The 18,200-nt window shown below is 41.6% G+C and carries 13 protein-coding genes; 1 reads left to right on the forward strand and 12 read right to left on the reverse strand.

Features of this window, described 5'->3' with window-relative positions:
- Positions 1-27: 27 nt before the first annotated feature.
- The 4 genes from ACOTX4_RS20250 to trhI all read right to left on the reverse strand — a co-directional run bounded on the left by ACOTX4_RS20250 (position 28) and on the right by trhI (position 4,552).
- Complete coding sequence (locus tag ACOTX4_RS20250) at positions 28-1,005, reverse strand: hypothetical protein (protein WP_000810361.1); 978 nt, start codon at positions 1,003-1,005, stop codon at positions 28-30.
- A gap of 60 nt (positions 1,006-1,065) precedes the next feature.
- Positions 1,066-1,443, reverse strand: a complete 378-nt coding sequence (locus ACOTX4_RS20255; protein WP_000120822.1) for a hypothetical protein — start codon at positions 1,441-1,443, stop codon at positions 1,066-1,068.
- A gap of 57 nt (positions 1,444-1,500) precedes the next feature.
- Positions 1,501-2,373 (reverse strand): hypothetical protein, encoded by an 873-nt coding sequence (locus tag ACOTX4_RS20260; protein WP_000041927.1) that lies wholly within the window; start codon positions 2,371-2,373, stop codon positions 1,501-1,503.
- 394 nt (positions 2,374-2,767) lie between these two features.
- Positions 2,768-4,552, reverse strand: coding sequence for an IncHI-type conjugal transfer helicase TrhI (gene trhI / locus ACOTX4_RS20265; protein ID WP_000517885.1), 1,785 nt, complete (start codon positions 4,550-4,552; stop codon positions 2,768-2,770).
- 179 nt (positions 4,553-4,731) lie between these two features.
- Here trhI and ACOTX4_RS20270 point away from each other — a divergent pair, with 179 nt between their 5' ends.
- Positions 4,732-5,604 carry a hypothetical protein gene (locus tag ACOTX4_RS20270; protein WP_000771834.1) on the forward strand — a complete coding sequence of 291 codons (873 nt, stop codon included), beginning with the start codon at positions 4,732-4,734 and terminating at the stop codon, positions 5,602-5,604.
- 28 nt (positions 5,605-5,632) lie between these two features.
- Here the strand turns inward: ACOTX4_RS20270 and trhN are convergent, their stop codons facing one another.
- From trhN to hdtA, 8 genes are all read right to left on the reverse strand, one after another.
- Positions 5,633-8,821, reverse strand: a complete 3,189-nt coding sequence (trhN, locus tag ACOTX4_RS20275; protein WP_421635419.1) for an IncHI-type conjugal transfer protein TrhN — start codon at positions 8,819-8,821, stop codon at positions 5,633-5,635.
- 18 nt (positions 8,822-8,839) lie between these two features.
- Complete coding sequence (gene trhU / locus ACOTX4_RS20280; protein WP_181231580.1) at positions 8,840-9,895, reverse strand: IncHI-type conjugal transfer protein TrhU; 1,056 nt, start codon at positions 9,893-9,895, stop codon at positions 8,840-8,842.
- 144 nt (positions 9,896-10,039) lie between these two features.
- Positions 10,040-11,551 (reverse strand): TrbC family F-type conjugative pilus assembly protein, encoded by a 1,512-nt coding sequence (locus ACOTX4_RS20285; RefSeq protein ID WP_001256132.1) that lies wholly within the window; start codon positions 11,549-11,551, stop codon positions 10,040-10,042.
- Positions 11,538-12,050 carry an IncHI-type conjugal transfer protein TrhF gene (trhF, locus tag ACOTX4_RS20290; protein WP_001286760.1) on the reverse strand — a complete coding sequence of 171 codons (513 nt, stop codon included), beginning with the start codon at positions 12,048-12,050 and terminating at the stop codon, positions 11,538-11,540. The genes ACOTX4_RS20285 and trhF overlap by 14 nt, the downstream gene beginning before the upstream one ends.
- A gap of 277 nt (positions 12,051-12,327) precedes the next feature.
- Positions 12,328-16,632, reverse strand: coding sequence for an IncHI-type conjugal transfer protein RSP (rsp, locus tag ACOTX4_RS20295; RefSeq protein WP_001232109.1), 4,305 nt, complete (start codon positions 16,630-16,632; stop codon positions 12,328-12,330).
- 119 nt (positions 16,633-16,751) lie between these two features.
- Entirely contained in the window at positions 16,752-17,306 is a 555-nt protein-coding gene (locus ACOTX4_RS20300) for a plasmid transfer protein (RefSeq protein ID WP_000235773.1), read from the reverse strand.
- Between the two features lie 8 nt (positions 17,307-17,314).
- The gene (locus ACOTX4_RS20305; RefSeq protein WP_000836981.1) at positions 17,315-17,740 is read right to left on the reverse strand and encodes a hypothetical protein; all 426 of its coding nucleotides are present in this window, start codon (positions 17,738-17,740) and stop codon (positions 17,315-17,317) included.
- Positions 17,730-18,182 carry a H transfer determinant A gene (gene hdtA, locus ACOTX4_RS20310; RefSeq protein ID WP_000952689.1) on the reverse strand — a complete coding sequence of 151 codons (453 nt, stop codon included), beginning with the start codon at positions 18,180-18,182 and terminating at the stop codon, positions 17,730-17,732. Before hdtA ends, ACOTX4_RS20305 begins: the two co-directional genes overlap by 11 nt.
- Positions 18,183-18,200: the final 18 nt, after the last annotated feature.

An 18,200-nucleotide genomic window follows, 5' to 3' on the forward strand; every position in this document is an offset into this window, starting at 1 on the left:
CTCTGGCAGATGTTTGCCAGTGGCATTTTATTTGAGATTCATTTGGCAAATAGTTGCCATCAGTTTCCTGATTTGAGGCACATTATAACCAAGATGATTTCCCACTATTTCAAAAGCTTCAGACATGATCCATTCAAAATGATTTTCGAATATTGGATTTATTTCTAACTTGCCAAAAGCGTTTCGTTTAGTTAACAGATCACATGAAACAAGCTCGTCAAACAACTCTAATGTGGATTTAAAAGCTTTTATGTAAACATCCATAATTTCCCTGTCAGTCCATTTAACAGCCAGTTTTTTTTCTGACATTAAATAATCCTGATCAAAGAAGATGTCCCAGCCCATATCGTCATTGCAATCATGCAAAATGATTTCATCATCATTCCTGCATTCAGCTAATTTCGTGTTTTCACTAATCGAACGATGCGAATGATAATAGAGCCATGATTTTAATTCCGCTCTAAATTCACATGCATCAAGTCCATGAGATAAACAAGTGTATTCAAATGATTTTGACATATACCACCGTGTTTCAGCTTCTAAAAGTGGATTCACTGTGATATTACCATTGTCATCTTTGAAGAATAACTTTCTCCTCAACACTAGTTCTTTAATGATTTCCAAAGACTCTTCCATAGCGGATAGAAAAACAACATACACATCCTCAGGGGTCCATTCTATTACCAGACCACCCAAATCTGGGTTATATTCTTCAACCGAATATAGATAATCTGTTTCTGCTGCAAAATTAATTGTATGCAAAATCTGATTTTTAAGTAATTTGGATTTTTCATAAAGGTGATTTTCACGCCTTTCAGAATCATAATTTATCTCAGAAATGTTACTTTCATCTGATTTAAAGTTTAATCCGGACGTGTATGCATCATTTAAATGCTCTTTGGGTGAATCAACTATTTGCGTTATTTCATCTTCATCTATATCGAATATAGAAAAAAAACTAAGTTGATTACTACTTATTGCAGTAGCCCTAAATTTTTGTTTCATGGGGACTCCAAAAGGAGAAATCCCATGAAGGGATTTCTCCCCTTTAGGGTGGGTTTAATGTCAGATCTGATTAAAGCTACTTTGTCCAAAACCTTTTAGAGGTTTAGGTATGTGAGCCAACTTACTTGTTGCTACCACTCTCATGTAGTCAAGAGGATGTTCTCTCCCTTCAATCATAATAGTATCGACAACAATATAACCGGAGACCATCAACTCATCACCCTGATTTATACCAGTGAAACAGGTTGAATACATTTCAGGCGACACCTTGATTTGAACTGAAAATTCTCTCTCAGTGATTTCACCATCAACTTCTGTCTTCATCCTATTTTTGAGCTTTATTAACAAACCTATACTCTGGTCAGTCATTTTTTTCTCCACAGCACTGATAACTATCCCGGACACTTTTACTTCATTGATATATTCAAGATATGACATTTTCCGCTCCTCGATTTGTTCAAAGAGAAGCCCCGTTAGGGTTCCCCCTTAACAGGATTAAATAAATTTATTAGTTACATACATGAACGTGCAGACTACCAAACAGGCAATTCCGGCAATATGTAACCAATTTCTTGTTGGTTTAGTTGGTGCAATCGCTAAAGAGTTCTCCAACTTCTCTGTTACAAGACGTCGATTCTCTGCTTTAGCCGCATCATCTAAATATTGAGTTTCACGCTTAGCGAGAGTCTCAATTTTCGATTTTATTGCATGGTCCCATCCTTTAGTTTCAAAAACGCTTAACTCACTAAAGGTGTGCGTCATGAGATCTTCTGGGAAACCCAGTTTTTTCATTAACGGACGAATGGTATCATACATTTTTTCTACATTTTCGTAGTGGGCCTTTACTGCGACATCAAAACGCTTACGTAAAGTTAATTTTTCACGTTTGCAAATGATGTCCGAAACCCAATTTATTAACTGCTCATTTTTGAGTTCACTGGCTTTTTCAAGTGAGTAATCCAGATTATCCACGTCAAGAAATGAATTTAATCCGTATTTTTCAAACTCCTCAACAAGATATTTATCCAGTTCAGTTAAGCTTTTAAAAAGTGGTACATCTGGGGAAGCTTTAAGAAGCTTATAAGCTCCTTCGAAATCAATTTTCTTGACCACGAGCTCCACAACATCCACATGATAATAGCTTGAATAAGCAGAAAGCTTTTCGGCCAACAAAGACACAGGCTTAAGAGACTTAAGTTCAATGATATTTGGGCCGTCCTCATTCAAAATAACAATCAGTTCATTATCACGTTCTGTATATTTCATCAGAACTTCTAAGAGCTGTTTGTTTAGCGCCTTATCCATCTCTGGAATAATTTCACTAAAGGTTTGATGAAGGGCTTTACTGCGAGCTTTATTTTTAGACATTTGGGGTCACCTATATATAGTAAGAAGGAAGAAACAAATTTTCGTTTCAACACGAAGGCAAAGCCTGTCATTCATCTCCCGTAAGCTATGAACCGCCTGATTTATACTATCTGGCATTAGAAGTACGCAACAAAAATAGCCCCAGGAGGAGCTAAATTAGTTACGGTTTGGTAAATTCAGATTGCCTTTTGCAGGCATGGGAAGTGCACCAGCGACAAAGGTGACATTTTGCCGGTGGTGTCTTACAGCTTGTTTAAGCTGGCCGCTTTTCACGGCTAAATCAACGCTTAACGCGAAAGTAACTTTAAGCAAAGTTACTCAAATTTGGGAGCTGATATTTAAGCTCATTGTTTTTATACTATAGCTTTAAGCATAAGTAAATGCCCATATCGAATTATTCTGTATAAAGTGGAGAAATTCGAATATTAGCTGCTTCTTTTATCTTTTCTTCACTGCATTCTCTTAAAAAGAAAGAAGGATCACCATACCACATTACAAAAAGTTGCTTTTCTGCACGCGTAAATCCAACATAAAGCAAACGTCTTTCTTCTTCTATTGCCTCCTCCCCAACTGATCTTTTACTTGGTATCTGATCCGCATTACAACTCATTATTATTACTTTATTCCACTCAAGACCCTTTGAACCATGCAAGGTTGATAGGACTACTTTCTCTGGGCTGTATTCCTCGTCCTTCTTCCTAGGGCCTAATGACATTGCAGCAGCACGATTTATCATATTCATCCAACCAGTCTTTTCTGCCCACTGTTTACAAGTGTCTAAAGCAATTTTTGTTAAGGTTGCTGTACCTTTATTACTCCTCATCTTGATTGACGACGATTCCATCCATTTCGTAAGGTTGGCGAAACGTTTTGCTATCTCAACTTTATCAGAACTTTCCTGGGTAAAGCGCACGAAGTTTGAATGTAATGTTTTTGTTTCGAGAGAACTGTCCTCCGGGATGGCAAGGTCGCCAAAAGTAACTTTTCTTCCTCTCATACTCAATGCCACTTCATCCAAAACTGATTCCTGTTCTCCAAACAATGCCAATACTCTCTTCATTAAGCGAGGATCATTTGATTGTCGGAAAAAGGCCATAAGGCTTAACACATCGCTTGTTTCTTTTTCATCCCAGAATGATTTACCTCCGTAACGAATTACTGGCTGTTCGATCAAACTTTCTAGCTCATCCAAGTGAGCATTATTGCGGCTTAGAATTGCCCATCCATGTGGATCCTGATTTATAAGGCTTAAAATACCCTGTATCTGTTCCTCCATATCTACATATGAACGAAAAGTGACCTTTCCCCCTCCCTTTTTTGCCGAGCGTAACTCTTTGGCATAACGGTAAACATTCTTTCCTATCAGTGCTCCGGCCACCTCTAAAATTTCAGGTTCACACCTAAAGCATGTGTTTAAGTAAAATATGTTAGGTCTGAAGTGTTTTTCAAACTGTTGAAATATTTTGACTCCTCCTGAGGATCTGAAGGAGTAGATGGCCTGATCATCGTCTCCAACTATACTCGTATAGACTCCAGCTCTTGTATGCAATGCTATCCATGAGAATTGTATAGAGTCAGTATCCTGAACTTCGTCTACTATCAAATGTGTCAAATCTAACGTGCGCATTTTTCCCGAATGCATTTGACCGACAACAAATTTTGAAAGAGCATTGAGGTCCGCCACATGGTCTTTCTGGCATAACGCCTGATAGGTATTAAACAAATGGATCTGTTGTCTGTTATGCCGAACTGAAATCACATCCGTATCCATTTCTCTGCCGATAGCATCAATAACGAATTCAGCTTCAGCAAACTTCATCGTTACACCGGATTCTTTCAAAGCCCGGTGAATGACAGATCTCTGTGCTGGCCCTATCAACATCTTTCCCGGCCAGCGAATCATGTCCAGTTGCTTCTTAACGAGTCCGTGAAAAGTATCCACCAGCACCCGGTCAAGATCCTTCTTGCTCAATCGCTTTTGTAACTTTGCTGCAAGTGCGTTTGTTGCAGCGCGAGTAAAGGTCACCATCCCGATTCTTGCATATGGATACTTTTTGAGAATCGATATAACCGCTTCTATCATGGTGAACGATTTGCCTGATCCAGGCGCTGCTATCACCATATTGTTTGCGCTAGCATTCTCGATAACAGGTCTTTGCTCTTCTGTTGGCTTACCCATTTCAACCTCATTACTTCGTTTTAATAATTATACATTTTTATAAAAGCGCTTTTCTTGTGTACTGCTGGTTCTACTGTAAATCACTTTTTTTCCTTTTTTATGCAATCAGGTTGTTTGTGAAACGCGTGACTATGGAATAATGGTTCCATCTCCAAAAGACATTACAAAAAGGGCTTTAAATGAAACTTTTACGTTTAGTATCTCTGGTCTCTTCTGTCGTCATTGGTTTTTCCCTATCGGGTTGTGCCGGTGACACCGGCACTACGCCAGGCACCGCTCTGAATGCGTACAGTCACGGCCAGTACTGGCATGCTAATGCAAATGATTCTGTCGCCAAGAATGCCTATTCGTTTGCTGGTTTCGACGTTAATTTTAAGGAGCAAGAGGTTACTCCTGGAGGGGATGCCGACAACTTTCTTTCTAAGTATCTCATCAATAGTTCGATGGGCTACGTAACAGGCGGTCTAAAAGGTTTTGGGATCATGAGCCTCAGCTCTTTGTACAGTTCTTCTGACGCCGAATACATCCAGGTCAATCAATACCTAGTGTTCGTCCCCAATCCAAAAAAATTGCCTTACAATGATGAAAGTTTGGTACGTGAGGGAGCTAAGTATGTTTTTGAGCATACAAAAGCAACTCAGGCCTCATTTGGATACAACCCTGAAAAACAGAAAGCAGCTCTGGCCACATGTAAAATTGATATGGCAGTCGTCAATAAATGGAGTACCTGTGATCTGCCCTCTAAGCCTGATGCTGATGTTTTCCCTACAGATTCAATGTACAGCTTTCAGGCGATTCGCCCCGCAACAGGAACCGAAATTCCTGAGCTAAACCTTCCCGCTGGTGATTACGCTGTAATTCGTTATGTGTTCATCCCATTTAAAGGAAACGAAACAAGCGCTGATTTTTCGGGTATCATTTTCCGTTCTGATAGCCCAAATACAACAACTCCAGGGGGTGTTGCAGCCTCCATCAACGGAAAAGATTATTACCTCTTTACCGGTGAATACGGTAAAAAAGGCTTCCCAGAAAAAACATTGAAAGCCAAGTAATTAAAAAAGGGGCCTAACGGCCCCTTCTTCAATATTTCGGCAACTGCTTGCCCGTAACCGGATCCAGCGTAGTTGAACCTACCTCACATATGGCCGGTCGAGGTAAATAGCTACAATCTACATTTTCCTCTTTTATAGCCTGAGCATTTTCTTGTCTGGCCTTTATCATATTTTCTTCACCGCCCATTGCTTCCTTGGTACGTTCTGATGGAAGTTGATAGTTCTCATTCTGGAATGGTAAGTTTTCCACAATTGATTCTTCGGAGAATTTTGAATATTGATCAGGAACTTCTCCTACCTGAACTGCATCATTAATCCACTCCGTCAGATCAATTTTATCGAAATCCAGTTGCTGTATTTGCTTTATTGATAGCCCCACGCAATTAGAGGCGACAGGGTCTATTCCTAATTGCGGATAAGCTTGTTGCATAATAACGCGTGACAACATGGAATTATAACAGCACATGTCTGTTGCTTTTTTAACGCATTTCTTTGTGAAACCAACATTCAGATATTTGACGCATCGTTCCGTATCTAATGTAAAACAGGATTTTTGATTCTTATGAATAGAAGCTTCCATCTCTTTCTGGTCGCATGCTACCAACATTTCTAAAAGCATTTTAGTGACCTGATAGGCTGTATAAATCCAACCGATCACGTTTAATGCAAGCATAAAGTTTTGAACCGCAGCCGAGAAGACAACCTCTCCTCCGGTAGTAGCAACGTTCTTAAAGACAAAGTCACGAACTGTATCTGGTAGCAATTCGTAGGCTTTCTTCATTGCCATCTGCTTAAGCTGACCTATACCGAAGCTGGACATTGTTTCCTGTGCCAACTGGCCAGCACCTCCTGCCCCTCCAGAAGTTGCGGAAGACCCAACTGCCCTGCTTAGATTACCAGCGACGTTTTCATATACGCTCGTTAAGGAGCTCGTGACGTTGTTCCACATTTGCCCTACTGTTTTACCAGCTGATGCAGTCCACTCTCCGACCGCATTAGACATAGAAGCCCATGTACCTGTATCACCGCCGGTCCATTTTATTAGCTGAGCATTAATTCTGGTCCAGTTTGTGTTTCTGATCATAGATCCGGCAAGCATGATACCTTCAAGTGCTCCTGCGGTTCCCTGTGGTGCTTCGCAGCAGTCCGTCTTTGCCAGGCCATTTACAAAGCCTACTGAACGACCACACCATTCAGGTTTTCCTTCAAAGACGGAACATGAATTGGCATCGTTAGGGTCTTCGCATTTGGCTTCGCCCTGCATGTACTGAACCATGTTTGAATAAGCCGCAACTTTTCCAAAATCGTTGTTCTCTTCCTTTGGCCCAGTTTCGCATGTTCCACCTGAACATGGGATCATGCCAACACAGGCATTTGTAGAAGATTCAACCTCCCGAACTACATCCTTCCCTCTGTCACAGGTGTATTTCTGTTCATACATGTAGCAACTGTTAGTGCCCTCATCGAACCAACCCTCTGCACATGTTTGTTTATCGAGTACACATGCTGCATCATTTTTATAAGCACTACATGCATCAGGCATACTCTTTATTTCTTCATAGTTGTAACAGAGGTCCTTTCCATTAGCGTCTTTCATAATTTTTCCACTAGCGTCATAAGAGCAAATTTTGTCTTTGGCCAATGGATCACAAAAGTAGCCTTCAAGGTTTGTCTTCCAGGTAAGAAATCCTTTATCACCTTCATACAGAGGCTTTGCCAATGAAAGCACGCTTTCCGGAAGCCGTTTTGTGCCAACATCCATATCTTTAAACCGATCGAAACGGCAGAATGTATTCGGAGCTTGTACAGCATCGTAACAACCAGCTGGTTCCTGGACGTGCTTATCTTCGAGCTTCATATTTTCAAAAGTCAGCTCAACCTCAAAATACCCTTCACCCTTCCCACCAACCCATACTCTGGATGCCATTGTCACTTCTCGATCAGGCTCCTCATACACCGATTTTCTGACCTTATCAGTCACATCGTAAACCTTGTCGAGTTTCCACGATTTTTTTAACTCCCAAGATCCCTTAGGAGCCGGATAGTCACTTTCTCGATATGCACCATCTATGTGAGCAAAAATCTGCGTGCCATCAAGTGTTACCCGCATGTGGTCATCCCACTCCGCGTTAACAATCTTTGCTGAGGCCAATTTTGCATCCGGATGGAATTTTAATGTCAGTTCGTTATCATATACCCCGTCACTCCAGTAGTTGTCATCACGGCGACCAAACCATATACGCACACAATTATCGCCGCACATCGACATGTCTCCGTTTCCGCCTGAAATGTAAACAGGGACTGAAAAATCACGGGTTATCGTGCAGCTGCTGAAGTTATCTTGCTTAGGCGAGTTACAGTAGAACTCTTTGTAATCAGGATAGTGTGTGGTTACTGTTTTTTTAGAGGTCTCAACATTACAGTTCTGAAGCCAGTTTCCAGTACCAGCAACAGCATTTGTTATCTCATTTCTCCCCGCAGTAAACATGGGATCGTTAGGCTTTATAGATGATGCCGGGTTGTCCTTGTTAGCATTTACGAGGGTGCGGTAGGCAACGCCATCATAACTTTGAGCATCAAATAACTGGCTTTTCCGATTCTTTATATCGTTTACAAAGCCATCCTCATCCCCATAACGATCTGCGGCATTGAACTTAATATCGCTGTGCTTTTGCTCTGAGCTGAAAATCTCTCCGGTATTTGTTTTGGTTCCAGGAGTAGTATTGGGATTACTGCTTATACCAATGTTGCCATTAGCATCCCGAGAGAGCAGCTTTGCCCCTTCCTTGGTATAGTTTGAATTGATTGTCCCTCCAGACATACTCGGCAGTTGTACGGCGCTACCAATGGACTTTCCATCGGATGCGGCATTTTTCATGACACTTTCATTTGAGTTCCCTGCCCCATACTTTCCGAGATTAAGATTAGCGGATTCGGCTTTACCCACGTATTTCTCGGTGATCTTCCCACTGACATTCTCGCCTGAATCCGCATTCTTGTACTTCTCAACAATGTCCTGAGCACTGGTTGTCGCATTGCGATTTGCGTTAGGATTAGCAAGATTAAAGTTACTTTCGAGCTGGTCAAATATAGCGTCTGCCGCATAAATACGAGGAGTCATTACCATATTTATGAGAGAGATATAAAAAGCCCAACTCATAGTATTGGCAATCATTGATGCAATAATAGTTGAAGCTATCGTTTTTCTAAGTTTCATTATTTTTACCTTTAGAAATCAAGCGCCTGGTATATATCTGACGCAACAGTCATTGTAACGCCACAACATATAGACATAATTATCATTGCCTATTTTTTTGCGCCCACCTTTAAGGGTTGACCAGTCATGTACCGAATCACCAAGACGATGACAGCAATCCGGCCCTTTCGCCTCAGGAGTTGGGAAAAGCATTGAAAGCCGATACTGGGAACGAGGTGTAAAGTATTCCCACGTTTTCTCACACATTGCGTCTGCTCCCATCGTTCGCATCAGCATTCCCTGGCGATGTAGTTTAGTCAGAAGACGCTGGGTTATCAGTGAACTCGTCCTTACAGCGTCATCATTTGCGTAAATGTGGCCGGTTAATGGATAAAGGTTGCCATCGCATCCGGCACAAAAGTATGCAGCGAGATTATCCTTTCCTGCTGTTACTGCTACACAGTCAGCAGCGCACACCATTGAGGCAATTGGGTTTGCAAAAACTACTGCCTCTGGATTCAGGACGAGTGTAAGCAGATCACTTTCCCACATAGGGTCCACTTCGCTTATATAGGTCAGGCTGGCATCTATATAGGGTTCAGCAGTGCACTCGCCAATAATCAGTAATTTGAGCATTGTCATGATTGGGAACTCCCAAAGATGAACATCGTAAAATCCGGCTTCAGTTGCTGTCATTGGCTGATTTGTGTTGCTTTTACCAATATCAAACTGCGATTTTTGAAGCATCGTGCCTTCAAGAAAGGGGCTGCACCAGGGGCTCTTTACAACTTCTACAATCTTCACCGGCTGAAAGAAGCTCAATTGCCAACCTATTTCCGGTACGCCGTTCTGATCTGTGCAGTAGCAACCCGGACGTGAAGGAGCAGCGCCTTCTGGAGCTGCCCCTATGCCCATTATCCTCATGGGAAAAATGCAGCTCCAACAGATATTCTTAATCAAGCCCTGCCACACTCCAGCTGACTGACACATAGCCCCAGGGACTCCAGCATCTGCTGCCATAGCCATACCCGGTATAGAAAGCGAAAGCATAACTGCTACAATGAACTCTAAAAGTAACTTTTTGAATTTTTTCACCATCATGCTCACTTGGATGTAATAAATGTTGCAACACTTTCGATATAGTCGACGGCTTTGGTAAAATAACTTCTCATCTGGTCCGGATAATTTAGCGTCAGCCATGTTGCAAAGAGAGCGCCTATAATAAATCCGAGTTTCATCTTATTTTTCCTCTGAAAGATTTGGGGCTCCGATACCACGGACTTCTGCCTCGCTAAACAGGGTGATCCGGAATTTATCTTGGTCAGTAGTTATAAGCGCAGGTGTGTTTTTAATCTGAAAGCGTGAGATAATCTGTTCGTTAACTTTAAACACCTTACCGTTAAATTTTTCACGTAAATCATTTAGGTGATCCCATCCATTATCTTTTTGGATACGGGTAAACATTGGCATTACTTTTCCACTACCCAGACGTTGTCGATACTGCTGCTCAGCCCATACCAGCTGGCCCGGATTGAGTGGATCGAAAATTATCATCGTCAGGTTTTGAGGAAATCTCGAAAGTGGATTAATCAACTCACCGGCGGAAGCTATTACACGGCCCTGCTTATCTTTTACGTCCTGAGTGACCCTCACTGTAGGGTCAATTAAAAATTCTTTGTGTTCCTGGGCAGGAGGGAGGTCGACCATCCATTGATTTTTCCATGTGTCAGAAACGGCCCTTTTTTTTGCACCTTCCCAGTCATATTTTTGTGCACGTTCTTCCAGTTCTTTAATGATGCTCTTTTCTTCAACGGGATAAGTGGTACCAGCAACCGGGAAAATATCCTGATCGGGTTTTTTAGCAAGTTCTCGCTGAAAAAACTCAACGTTGAAGGAGCCTACCATTTTTGCAAAACGAGCTTGCTCCCTAGAAATAATTGTCGGTACTTGAGTTACTTGATACTGACTGAAGCTATCAGGATCAATTGTAATCAAAGGAGATTCAAATTTTCCTTTGACAATCATTTGGTTTATTGCTGCCTGTGTCTCTGGTAGCCGAGTAGTTCCTTTCTTTAGACCATTGAAAACTACACGAGCTTTATGCTCTGAGGCCGTACGTAGAAGGTCTTCCAGTACATAATCCGGCAAGCTAAATGAAGCAAAGATCGTTATTCCATTTTCAGTTGATAGTGCTTCTTCACGTGTGCTATCCATTTTTCTTTCGAAGTCAGCAGCTGTGATGCCCGAGGAACCAAACAATTTTTCGATATTTTTAGATTGTCCTCGCATGACTTCCGGCTTATTTTCCACAGCTTTCAGAGCCGCTTCATTAAGGCTGGCGTTTTCTTGAATTTCATCACGTCTTCTAATTATATCGTTGACAGCTTCAGAGTTATTACTTTGGGCCCTGATAGCCTGGGTATGGTCTATAACTGCTTGAACACTATCCGCATTCATACCGGGGACGTAACCACGGTTTATTTGCTTGCTCAGGTCCTGGTTTTTTTGGAGTGCTTCAGCTTGCGCTATGTACTTCTGCACATCTGGTGATTTTAGCGTAGCATCAAGGCTAAGAGCCCCATCTGGCTGCTGTGCACCTTTAGCCTGTGCCCCAAGCCCTTTTGCTTGCTGAGCGATTAGGTCAGCATCATGTTGATACTCAGTGCTTGCATTTGTATTACTTAAAACTGCACATAACGCAAGTCCAGGAAGTATTGGTAAATATTTTTTATTTACATTAAAAGATCGCATATGTTTTCCCAATTACTGAATTCAGCTTTACTGTTCCCCAAAAACGGGAATCCCATGAGTGATCGGTTTGCCCAATTAGGAAAACTTCGCCTTCAGGAATTATCAATTCTTTTTCAATCAAAATGGACGGAATATTGTATTTCTTCGAAATACGACGTGCATTAGCTTCAAAAAATTTGTCCCCGTTATAAACCCCATCCATTGTTACTTTAAGTTTGTCACCGCCCACACCGGCAACAATTTTTATGACTCGTTCATTTTCTGGGATAAAACGTACCGATTTCGGCATGTTAAATGCTATGAGTTCACCAGTTTTAATACTTTTATCCGAATGATCAATCATATAAAAATCAGCAGGCAGGCACCCATTCAATAAACCGTATCCAAATGTATAACGGGTGAAAAAGACACACATAACGAGAATCAGCAATAAAATATTAAGGGGGACATACCAATCCAGTATAAGCAGCCCTCTCTTTTTAGGTATGTAGTCGCTCATATTTTTCTCACTGGCACTGAAGAATATTTTTACTAGGCAGATGCACCTCTATCCAAGTAACTATTATCCATGTTTTTCAACGCTCGGAAGTCTGCAAACTAACCTAATATTCACCTATAAGAATGTTAATTCCTCAGCATGTATACGCAGCTTTGTTAGCGGCCATGAAAGATGCCTTTGGAGCAAAGTTACTTTCCGACATTAATTTTTCAAAGGTCCAATTATTGGGTATAAAAAAGCCGGGACATAATGTCCCGGCTTTATATTTAAAAATTAACTACTCACTGCTTGGTATTGATACAGTGTTTTCAGACTTACTTGCCTCTTCAGCCGGTCCGAAAACTGTCACGTGCTGTGTTGCAAAGTCTCCACTATCATCATAAGCAATTACTTTTATGTCCTGCTTACCACGGTTAAGGTTTTTAGAAAGTGTAGCCGTACTACCGAAAACGTTCCTTAATTCGCCGTTGATGAACCATTCATATCTAACCATTTTTCCATCAGTATCATCACATTTATTGGTAAAGCTCCAGCTTAGGTTGGTTTCCGTGTAGCTCAATGTACAATTAGGCACTGCGTTTTTAACGACATCAAACTCAACAGATGCTGAACCTCTCTGTCCAAGTTTACTAACAACATCAATTGTAATCTCGTATTTCTTTTCTTTTAAACCCGAGATCAGTTGAGCCCAATAATTTTTGCCGCTGGGTATTACTTCACCGTTCACCTTGTATGTGACCGTATCTATCGAGTCCGCCGAATGAGATAGCTTGATGTTTGACCTTAAGGTTACATCGAGTGGAGCTCTCATATATTTGTTAGAGAACTTGGGTGTCATCTCAACGTTCATTGGCGTTTGTTCATCGACAACAAAGGTATTTTCGATACGCTGTTCATTGTTTCGGTTATCTTTGAAAACAACCATCAATGTATATTTGCCAGGATTTTCAATTGTAAATTCTTTGGTGTCACCTTCATCTTTAGTGATTACCAGATTCTCTTTGTCGTAGATCCATTCACGGGAATAAGTAACACCAGGATAGTCTCCATCCTTAATACCGCTCAACGCAACGCGTAGGGTGGTCGGTGCCATGTCGTATTTAAGTTTGGAGCTTATTTTCATCTCGGGAAATTTATAAACCCACGATTTGACAGAAACTCTACGGGTAGAAACCGTATTCTCCTTATTGTCCGCTAACCATGCACTGTATTCAAAAGCAGCATATCCCTGTTTATCCAACATTTGCTCAGTAAGGGTAACAGACAGTGAAGAGCCCTTAAATGTCTGGCCATCCGGTGTTTTCCATTCTTCAACTACGTTATTACCATTCTGGTACTTACTGTTAGGGTTCGTGAACTTACCTTCCAAAGTAACTTTTTGACCAACCTCTACCTTTGAAACCCCCGTTACCGAGACAGAAAGGCGCTTGGGTTTTGCGGCTGCCAACCGAGCAGACGTTTCCTTCCATGAAGACTCCTCTGCCAGTTCATCGGAATCAAGGTAACGCATCCGGGCATAAATCGTAGACGGTAGGGTATCAGCTGAAGCCACAGTGTAAGTTGTATCTCCCTGCACCCAGTTGACTTTATCCTCTGACCAGAGAACCTCAGCGGTGCCTGCTGGTATAGGTTCATCGTTATCAAGCAGGGTTACAGGTATATCTGAGCCCTGAAGAATGTCTGTAACATCTATACTGAGCTTAGGCTGCTTGTAGGTAACTACCGTTAAGGCATCTGTGTAGGAAATCTTGGATGTGAATTTATTAGTCATTTTTGCCCTATAAAGCCACTTTCCTACTTCTGTCTTTTTGATACTTACACTTCTCTTTCCGGTCATGTCGGAAAGCATGGTCCAGGTTTGACCATTATCAGAGGACTGCTGCCATTCGGTGGGGGCGAGTGCATCAGAGTTAGCCGTACTGGCAGATTTGAAGCTTACCAGAGTACTAAGTGGGATCCTTCCGATAATAAGGCTTTTCGACAGGTTACCCTCCAGTTCCTCACCTTTATAGATTCGAATGCCTACAGCACTGGTCTCACGTTTCATTTCAAAATCAGAGAATGGCGATCTGACCTTAGCCACACCAACCAGACGCATATTACCCAGATCCATATTTTCAATTTTAATCTTGGTTTCGACAATGCCCGCATCATTGACCGGCAATGCTTCAGTCAGCGCAGTTCTTTCGTATGTAGTTTTATAACGGCCTGTTTCTGGATCTTTGCCGTATACACTTTTTTGAGAGTATATCGTGACGTCCCATTCTCCCATTGTTTTACGGTCAAATGCACTTTTACGTGTGGAGTTGTTATAACGCCCCACTGTTACCTTTAAGGGCACTTCAAGAGATGTGGCTGTTTTTTTGTCATCCACTTCCATCGATGCTCGAATATTGAAATCAGGCACCGTATATACGTTGAGGGTGTCTGTAGTTCTTAATTCTGGATCCTTTGAGTATTCTACAGCTATGTCAAAGACGTTCTTTGTCCACAATGGTGCAGCAGCAACCTTGACCCTTTGTACAAAGGTCGTTGCATCGTTGTTTGAGGAACGATTTTTAAATGACGTTTTGACAGCCTCAGAGCCGTTTTGAGAGACGATCATCGTAACGTCAGCTGGTACCACCTTCGCTAATATTCGAGCGGCCTCCCCCCCGGTCGTATAAGCCAGAGCAGTGTTCGGATTGATGCCTGCTATGACTTTATTCTTTTTGTAAGAGATGATCGGGTTGTATGGTAATTGTGTGGTCAGAGTACGGCGATTCCTTGCGGAAACCGCTTTAGAGCCCTTCCCGTTAATCATATAGACTTGATAGTCGAGCAGATTCTCACCTGTTTTATTAAAGAATCCAGTTAGACCCGGGGTACGTCCTTTAAAATAGAACTCCAACCCATCAGGGACATTGTTCCACTGAGGGTAGCATGCTGTAACATCTGATTTTTCCCCATACCAGGCGAGGTAAGCATTCGCATTTTCCTCTGTGGTAAACAGAGTGCATTTATCACCAGCTGTTTGACTAAGCAGGTCCGTATACTGACGTACGCGCGAGTAAAGAGTTACGTTTTTTTCCAGATTCTTAAGAGTGAATCCAGTAGGTTGATAAGTGAACACGGTACTGAAATTTACGTTTTTTCCATAAAGGTTTTCAGCCACCACAGTAATCTCGTGATCCGAATTAACTGCTAAATCGTCTCCAACCGGCAGGTAGTAAATACCTTTATAATTTGTAGGTGTTAACGAAACTACTTTGTTGTCTATTGTTACTGATTTTATGTCAGCAACCCCAGCCTGCCCCTGGAAAGCTGCAACGATAATCTCGTTCAGGAAGTATACGGGTGCTCGTTTAGTTAATACCTGCCCATCTTTGAGAACCATAAGCGTTGGGTTATCAGACAGCATCAGTTTGCTTTCAGGCTCAGTGTACGTAGAAGAGTTTTTGCTCGTATTTTCTACTGTAAAAGTCGCTGCGTAGGACCCGTTTATAAGATCCGTTAAGTCAAAGATATAGAGGTACTCATCACCGACTTTTTGAGGTCCACTTACCGGCTGTAAAGTTCTACGTAAAGGGGTTGCCCAGGACTGTTTGAAATCAATCTCAGTGCCATCATCTAAAGTCACTTTAGTCGTCGGCTTAAACACGCCATCCGGAGTCATAGTGAGCGACATAGCTGTTGGGAGCCACCATTCACCTTCTGTTTCTTGCTGGGGTACCTTAACGGCCACAGCAACGGTTTTGGCTCCGGTATAGATGTCCTGGCCACCTACTTTGATTGTTTTAGCCTCATCGGTAAAATTCCAAAGTGTATGGTCTACTACAGGAGGCCGATAATCCCAGTTAACAACAAGCTTTTTGGATTCAGGAGGTGCGAAATAATTATTCTTAGAGTTTGCTGTAATTGTGATATCACGTGAACCCAAAAGTTCATCTGTATCACTGGCCTTAATGCTTCCAACTTCAATGGTACAGGAAGTTCCGCCAATAGGTACTTCACAGGCGGAGCCTGAACCTATTGAGATGTATTGAATATAATTGCGGGGTTCAACAGAAACAGCGATATCTTTGATCGCTTCATCCTTTAAATACGATTTGAAAGAAAAGCCGTCATAGACTAATCCGTTCAGGGATGATTTAAGACCGGTGATAGTTGGTTTTACCGGTGCCACACTTTTGATTGAATATTCACCTTTTACTATTTCAACTTTTTTCCGTTCAGAACCAGAGAAGTAAGAAATCTTGTAAGGTAGTTTTAAATCACCGGTGGTGTTGGGAACGCCTGAAAGAGTGAAGCCGTTAGAAGTTAATCCCAAGGTATTGGGTAACCACTCAAAAAAACAAACGAGGTTATCAACAGAGGAAGTCGCTCGATCATCAACCGTTACATTACAGGCTGTGCCTGCACCTGAGGCAGTGATAGTGTTAGAATTAACGTATGCAACAAAGTCGCCCGGCCCCGGGTCAAAGGATACGGCTGGCAGATCAGCCTGTAGCTTTCCTGAAATCATAATCGCTTCAGCATAGACCGCTTTAATCGGAGCAATTAAAGAAAACAACAGGGCTAAACCTAAACCTGATTTTCTCATGACGAATACCTGTTTTTCTGAGCAAAATTAAACTCACTTTACGATGAAAAACAGAAATATCCGTTCGTATAACATTTAAAAAAACCTGTATTTTTCCGTATATTCCGTATGTTAATGCGCTATTTTGAATTCTTGGCTTCAGATAAGCGAAGCGCGGTAATTATAGACTCGGAGCTTACCCAGGGCGTTTTTTGAGCAAGATATCCAAGTATGTAGAGGCCAATTTTAACGCAATCCATTTGTGAGACGGGGACCATGTGCATGAAGGGTTTTAAGCCATCTTTATCGACTGGAACTATCCCTGCGGATAACAACAAACCGCCCCTCTCGTTTGGGGTAACGCTTATATTTTTGTATACGACGTGGCCATGATGTGAGGTTTTCCTCTTATCAATCTTTAAAGTATGCATGATTCTAAGAAATACAGATGCCATCTGCATAACTTCATTCGTCGACAATTTTAGAAGTACAGAACGGTTTGAGCCCCAGTCATAATCTTTTTTTGCGTTCCTTGGAGCGACGTGCAATGTAAGATAATAATTATCAATCTCATTTGAAAAAGGTGAAGGTTTTGATGAGCTAACATCTTCATTGTTCATCTCAATGACAAGGGCTGCATCCTGACCAAATGCTTTAACATTATGGTTTTTAAGAGCGAAGTCTGAAGTTGCCATATAAAAAGTCACTTTTGATAAAACCACATACCGCCTAATGATTCATCATCGGCAAGATGCTTGAAATTTGATAGTGTAAATCCTGTTTTGGTTTCAGAAATCACCAGGCTGTAAGATGCCGTATGTACAAGGCGAGAATTGTTTAGATCAAGATCATCACAAAAACCAGGGCTTTTGACGGGGTCAGCCTTTTCAACAAAAGTTACTTTTGAAGCGATGCCGTTGATCACGATTTTCTCGTTATCAGCAATTTTAATGTTTAAAGAAGGCGAGCTTTTATCACATGGCAGGAAGAGTGATGTCTTTTTAAATGTGTTTCCAGTGAAGTCCAAAAGGTCAGGTTTAACCGGAACATTGTTTAGGATTTTATAAACTCCAGCAAATGCACATAACACAACAAAACCAGATAAAACATATCTAATCTTAGACTTCATCCCCCAGTTCCTCTCCTAAAAGTTTTAACGCGCTTACGCACATAAGCCTCAACTGATACAGTAAGTTATCAGCGGTTATTCCACCAACGAAGGTAACTGTACGTCGTATTGATGCTCCGCCAGGCTCGCACTGGATATGGCCAATACCAGAATCACGGAGGAAGTCATTTTCTGCACTTACAAGGTCTGACTCTACAGGTGGAATGATAACTTCAATGAGTATTGTATCAACTGGGGCCCACTCCCAATCGAACTTAAGAGAGGAAATTGGGGATATAGAAACAAGAAGCTCATCAATATTAAAAATTACGGGTTTTATTCCCATAACCTCAGACTGAATGAAGTGGCTTTCTACCATAACTACCGGAAACTCTGAAATAGTCAGAACTCCGATTAACTGGTCTCGGCGTAAACCATGTATTAGTGAGTTGCGAGATAGCATTCGATCAGCCTTTATTAT

Origin of the sequence: Enterobacter cloacae complex sp. IR5459, assembly GCF_049238005.1 — a bacterium.
Taxonomy (GTDB): Bacteria; Pseudomonadota; Gammaproteobacteria; order Enterobacterales; family Enterobacteriaceae; genus Enterobacter; species Enterobacter hormaechei_C.

What these genes read in the sequence shown, in the direction of transcription:
- ACOTX4_RS20250 (WP_000810361.1), bottom strand. Translation starts at nt 1,005, where the DNA reads ATGAAACAAAAATTTAGGGCTACTGCAATAAGTAGTAATCAACTTAGT.
- ACOTX4_RS20255 (WP_000120822.1), bottom strand. Translation starts at nt 1,443, where the DNA reads ATGTCATATCTTGAATATATCAATGAAGTAAAAGTGTCCGGGATAGTT.
- ACOTX4_RS20260 (WP_000041927.1), bottom strand. Translation starts at nt 2,373, where the DNA reads ATGTCTAAAAATAAAGCTCGCAGTAAAGCCCTTCATCAAACCTTTAGT.
- trhI (WP_000517885.1), bottom strand. Translation starts at nt 4,552, where the DNA reads ATGGGTAAGCCAACAGAAGAGCAAAGACCTGTTATCGAGAATGCTAGC.
- ACOTX4_RS20270 (WP_000771834.1), top strand. Translation starts at nt 4,732, where the DNA reads ATGAAACTTTTACGTTTAGTATCTCTGGTCTCTTCTGTCGTCATTGGT.
- trhN (WP_421635419.1), bottom strand. Translation starts at nt 8,821, where the DNA reads ATGAAACTTAGAAAAACGATAGCTTCAACTATTATTGCATCAATGATT.
- ACOTX4_RS20285 (WP_001256132.1), bottom strand. Translation starts at nt 11,551, where the DNA reads ATGCGATCTTTTAATGTAAATAAAAAATATTTACCAATACTTCCTGGA.
- trhF (WP_001286760.1), bottom strand. Translation starts at nt 12,050, where the DNA reads ATGAGCGACTACATACCTAAAAAGAGAGGGCTGCTTATACTGGATTGG.
- rsp (WP_001232109.1), bottom strand. Translation starts at nt 16,632, where the DNA reads ATGAGAAAATCAGGTTTAGGTTTAGCCCTGTTGTTTTCTTTAATTGCT.
- ACOTX4_RS20300 (WP_000235773.1), bottom strand. Translation starts at nt 17,306, where the DNA reads ATGGCAACTTCAGACTTCGCTCTTAAAAACCATAATGTTAAAGCATTT.
- ACOTX4_RS20305 (WP_000836981.1), bottom strand. Translation starts at nt 17,740, where the DNA reads ATGAAGTCTAAGATTAGATATGTTTTATCTGGTTTTGTTGTGTTATGT.
- hdtA (WP_000952689.1), bottom strand. Translation starts at nt 18,182, where the DNA reads ATGCTATCTCGCAACTCACTAATACATGGTTTACGCCGAGACCAGTTA.